At 38.8% G+C, this 4,358-nt stretch carries 4 protein-coding genes; all 4 read left to right on the plus strand.

Features of this window, described 5'->3' with window-relative positions:
- Window positions 1-178 precede the first annotated feature (178 nt).
- The 4 genes from FD23_RS08220 to FD23_RS08235 all read left to right on the plus strand — a co-directional run bounded on the left by FD23_RS08220 (window position 179) and on the right by FD23_RS08235 (window position 4,304).
- A complete protein-coding gene (locus FD23_RS08220; protein ID WP_025895304.1) occupies window positions 179-742 on the plus strand; it encodes a restriction endonuclease subunit S in 564 nt (187 codons plus the stop codon).
- Window positions 735-2,177, plus strand: coding sequence for an N-6 DNA methylase (locus FD23_RS08225; RefSeq protein ID WP_025895301.1), 1,443 nt, complete (start codon window positions 735-737; stop codon window positions 2,175-2,177). The genes FD23_RS08220 and FD23_RS08225 overlap by 8 nt, the downstream gene beginning before the upstream one ends.
- A 173-nt stretch (window positions 2,178-2,350) precedes the next feature.
- Window positions 2,351-3,883 (plus strand): class I SAM-dependent DNA methyltransferase, encoded by a 1,533-nt coding sequence (locus FD23_RS08230; RefSeq protein WP_025895299.1) that lies wholly within the window; start codon window positions 2,351-2,353, stop codon window positions 3,881-3,883.
- Window positions 3,873-4,304 carry a restriction endonuclease subunit S domain-containing protein gene (locus tag FD23_RS08235; RefSeq protein ID WP_052933777.1) on the plus strand — a complete coding sequence of 144 codons (432 nt, stop codon included), beginning with the start codon at window positions 3,873-3,875 and terminating at the stop codon, window positions 4,302-4,304. The genes FD23_RS08230 and FD23_RS08235 overlap by 11 nt, the downstream gene beginning before the upstream one ends.
- Window positions 4,305-4,358: the final 54 nt, after the last annotated feature.

Consider the following 4,358-nt stretch of genomic DNA (forward strand, 5'->3'; position numbering starts at 1 on the left):
AAGTCATGCATAAAAGAAATACGGCTGGCAGAAAATCTGTCAGCCGTATGGTTTGAGTTGTAAAATCCTGGGAAATTAGCAACAAACTAAAAGTGCATCTTTGAAAGTAAATGAAGGCTTTTTATGCTCTTTATGAACCGTAATTAAACAATACAACAGAAAGCAGAGAGAAATTGTGATGGAAACAAAAGAACTGAAAGAGATTGCCGAATTATCTTTCGGTAAAAACAGCAACAGAATGACCAAGGAAGAGCAGGAAAATATCTATAATGTAGATTCGCTTAGACAAGATCTTAATTATCTAGATGAAATTAAACCGTCAAAGCAGGTCGGCATTCCAACTACCTTTAATGAAGGGGATTTAGCTTTACGACTCATTAATCCTCAAGCGGCTGTGGTATCGAGAGCTACTGCCGGTTCAATCCTTTCCTTGAACTTTGCAAAAATCGTTCCTAATCGGACAAAGGTGGATGAATGGTATCTTTGTTACTACTTAAACGAAGCAGAAGATATTCAAAAGCAAATCGAATTATCAGCGCAAGGGCAAGTCTCAACGATTAAGCACTTGGGAGCAAAGTTCTTGCGCGAGCTGAAAATTGTTTTGCCTGATCTGGAAAAGCAAAAGGAATTAGGTCAGATTTATCGCAATTGGTTGATCTATCGGCATCAAACTGAAGAAGCCCTTGTACAGCAAGAACAGCTAGTTTTCAACGCAATTGCTAAGGAGTGCACCAATGATTAGCGAAGAAAGAATTGATCAAATCAGCAAAGATATATTAGAGAGTAGCGGATTTGCTTTTGAAAATCGCAGTACCGCATTTGAACTGCTGGCTTACAAAATCCTGTCTGATCGGCAACGAGCAATTAAGCCAGTAGACGAAAATGAATCAAAAGATAAAATTGGCTACTACATTGAACCTAACTATCTGTTTGAGAAGGTCGCTCAAAAAGATCGCACAAATTCAGAAAATTGGTATGAAGCATTTCAGAAGTTCGCAGTTACCAACCCACTGCTTTCAGATATGTTTATCTCAGAGTATCCGCATCTTGGTGAAATCAAAGATAAGTCATTAGAAGACTACCTTACGACTTGTGATTTCACGGGATTTTCTGTAAATGAATCAAGTTTCTTATTTGATGAACTGTTGGAAAATTGTTATTCAGATCGCAGAAAGATGTATTCAGGTGATGCCCCTAAACAGATGAGAGAATTAATTGCCGAGATTTTGAACATCGAGGTAAAGAAGGAGAAGGTATCAATATTTGATCCTGTAGCAATGTCTGGATCGCTCTTACTAACTCTGAAAGAAAAGTTCCTAAGTAATGTGGAACTGTATGGTGAAGAATTATCTTCAGATATATTTCGATTGTTAAAAATGAATATGCTGATTCATGGAATAGACGCTCAAACAATTCATGATAACTTCGTGAGGGGAGACTTTCTTAAAGACGAAGAGTTTGACGCAAACAGTAAATTTGACATTATTCCAATGATACCGCCATTTTCTAGACATTGGGATGCAAATCCAGAATTACTGAACGATCCATGTTTCTCAGAGGTTGGAGTGTTACCTCCCAAGTCTAAAGCTGACTACGCATATGTGTTGAGGGGATTACAACATCTGAGTGAAGATGGAACTATGGCTGTAATGTTACCAACTGGCGCACTGTTTAGATCAGCCACTGAAGGTGAAATTCGAAAATACCTTTTGGAAAAGCAAAATATACATGCAGTAATTTCACTGCCACAAGGTGCACGTAATTATATGGCTATCTATACCGTGTTGCTTATCTTCAAGCAAAAGAAGTCAGACAAGATCTTATTTATTGATGCAAGTCGAGATGGAGTAAAGAACGCTACTCGCTTAAAACAGAATTTCCTTACTGAGGAAGGATTTGCCAAGATACTGCATACTTACCGCAACCGAGAAGAAGTAGATCGTTATTCAAGATTGGTCAGCTTAGATGAAATTCGTGAGAACGACTATAATTTGAACATTCCACGTTATATCGACACGTTCTTAGAGAAAAAGATCGATGTTGAAGCAACGATATCATCCTTGTCAGCTAAGCAGAGAGTAATTGAAAAGAGTAAGAAGGAAATGATCGAGCTGCTGAATAAGTTTGATACTCCAGAAGCTCGTCAAGCTATCAAAGCTGTAAGTATCTCTGAATAATGGAGAAAAAGTAGGTATAATTAAGTTAGCAGTAGCCCTATAAATTGTTACATCGTTAGGATTTCTTAGACATCCTATTTGCACGATCGAATAAACTACTGATGTGAAAAGTCATTTTGAGGGTAACAATGATTTGGGTTAAGTTTGTTCATAAAAATGTTTGAGAGGAAACTATGGCAACCAAAAGTAAAGAACTGAATTTTGAAGATAAGTTATGGAAAGCTGCTGATGCGCTTCGTGGGAATATGGATGCATCAGAGTACAGAAGCGTTGTACTCGGCTTAATCTTTTTGAAGTACGTATCCGATGCCTTTGAAGAAAAGCACCAAGAATTGCTTAAGTCTGATTTCCCAGAGGATGCTGAGGATAGGGATGCATACGAAGCGGAAAATATTTTCTGGATCCCGAAGCAAGCTCGGTGGGAAAATATCGCAGGTGCCTCAAAGACTCAGCAAATTGGCGAAGTTATAGACCAGGCCATGGAAGCAATCGAAAAAGAAAACCCAAGCATTCAAGGTATTTTGAGTAAGAACTATGAATCTCCTGATTTAGATAAGAGTCGCTTGGGTAAAGTGGTTGACTTGATTTCTGATATTGATGTCGGTAGTGAGGAATCCCAAGATCGGGATGTCTTGGGTAGAGTTTACGAATACTTCTTGCAACAGTTTGCTTCAGCTGAAGGTAAGGGTGGCGGTGAATTCTATACTCCTCGCTCTATCGTTAAAACTTTAGTAGAAATGATTGAGCCTTATAAAGGGCGTGTCTATGACCCATGCTGTGGTTCAGGTGGGATGTTTGTTCAGTCAGAAGAATTCGTAAAAGAACACCAAGGCAGAATTGACGATTTGGCCGTTTATGGTGAAGAATCAAACCCGACAACTTGGAAATTGGCTAAGATGAACTTGGCAATTAGAGGAATTGACAATGATTTAGGTCCTCACCAAGGTGATACTTTTGCCAATGACATGCACAAAGGAACCCATTTCGATTACATTCTTGCAAATCCACCGTTCAACATTAAGGACTGGGGCGGTGAAAAGCTTAAGGATGATGCACGTTGGAAGTATGGGGTTCCGCCGGAAAGCAACGCAAACTATGCTTGGATGGAGCATATCATTAGTAAGCTGCAACCAGATGGTAAAGCAGGTTTTGTTTTGGCAAACGGCGCGCTTTCGACTTCTCGTAAAGAAGAATTAGCTATTAGAAAAGCAGTTCTGGAAGATGATAAGATTGATGCAATTGTAGCCTTACCTGGGCAAATGTTCTATTCAACACAGATCCCTGTTTCTCTTTGGTTCATTGACATGAATAAGTCATCTGAGGATGAACGTGATCGTAAGGGCGAAACGCTTTTTATTGATGCCAGACAAATGGGTGAAATGATCGACAGGACCCATAAGGCATTTAGTGATGAAGATATCAAAAAGATTGCGGACACGTATCATGCTTATCGCGGCACTAACGGGCAAAAGTATGAAGACATACCTGGCTTTTGTAAGGCAGCACACCTGGATGAAATAGTAAAAAATGATTACGTACTTACGCCAGGTCGTTATGTAGGACTTCCTGAGGAAGAGGAAGATGACGAAAGTTTTGACGAGAAGATGTCGCGCTTGACAAGTGAACTCAAGGAACAGTTTGCTGAAAGTAACAAACTTCAGGCTGAAATCAAGGATGTATTGAAGGAGTTGGGGTATGAAATTTGAGGATTTCATAGATGTTAGGGATGGGACACACGATTCTCCAAAAGCAGTTGAAGATGGTGTGTACTTACTGACCACTAAGGGATTGAAAAATCAAAAAATAGATTTTGAGGGCTTGAAAAAAGTATCGTTTCAGGATGCTAAAAAGATAAATGAAAGAAGCATAGTTGAACAATACGATATTCTCTTATCCATGATTGGTACCGTCGGAAATGTATATCAGGAAAGAAAAAGTAGCGTTCCATATGTAATAAAGAATGTAGCATTACTTAAATTTCATGGAGATAAGGTGCTTTCTGATTGGATATATTATTACTTATTAAGCCCAAGCGGCCAGCAACAAATAAATCTACGTAAAAAAGGATCTACTCAACAATTTATCTCTTTAAAAGATATTCGAACGCCAATTGCAAGAATAAATTGAACACTTACCATAACATCTGGTAGATTTTGACTATCTACGCCGGTAAATGCGGTC

It is taken from the genome of Lactobacillus delbrueckii subsp. delbrueckii DSM 20074 = JCM 1012 (assembly GCF_001433875.1).
Classification (GTDB): Bacteria; Bacillota; Bacilli; order Lactobacillales; family Lactobacillaceae; genus Lactobacillus; species Lactobacillus delbrueckii.